The following is a 672-nucleotide window of genomic DNA, read 5'->3' on the forward strand; positions in this document are numbered from 1 at the left end:
TCCGAGATCGGGCAAGCCAGCAAACGTCGCCCGCACAGGTCCAGGACCGAAGCCATTCTGTGGAATTTGAAAGTTTGTTCGAGCGCAGCTATTTTCCCTGGTGAACTGGGGTGATAGGCAGCATCGTTGGGGTGGGCCGGGTTCCGATCTGGTGTGGTGTTGGCCCGGCGGGGGTGGGCACATCGGCAAGTCGGTTGAGGAGGGCGTCCAGGGCGGCGTGGCCGTCGTCGACGGCGGCGCGTTCTTCGTCGGAGAGCGGGATGGTGGCGCGCATGCGCTGCAAGTTGTCCTTGGCTTCGAGGATCTGGGCTTTGGTCGATCCCTTGGGGGTGTAGAAATCGCAACGGGCGCAAGCCATCCGGTGAGGACACTGCTCGAAGAAGCTGTAGGTGCACCAGCCGTGGCCGAGGTCGTAGTGTTGCCAGGGTTCGCCTGCCGCGGCCGCTCCGGAGGTGACGGCGTCGCGGTCGACGAGGACCTCGATCGCGCGGACGTTGCGGGCGAAATATCCGGCCTCGGAGTAGGCCTTGGACAACGTATTCGGGGTGATCTTGGCGTAGTGCTGGGTGGTGTTCGGCGTGCGATGTCCCAGCCAGGCCTGCAGCTCGAACAGCGTCATCGGCTCTTTGGCGTTGTAGAGCTGGCTGGCGATGGTGGATCGGGCGCGGTGGC

General features: G+C 64.3%; 1 pseudogene. It reads right to left on the minus strand.

Annotated elements, in window-relative coordinates:
- Positions 1-88: 88 nt before the first annotated feature.
- Positions 89-672 (minus strand): annotated as a pseudogene (locus F6Q13_RS19125) (site-specific integrase); the annotation flags it as partial.

The organism is Mycobacterium sp. (assembly GCF_008709575.1).
Classification (GTDB): Bacteria; Actinomycetota; Actinomycetes; order Mycobacteriales; family Mycobacteriaceae; genus Mycobacterium.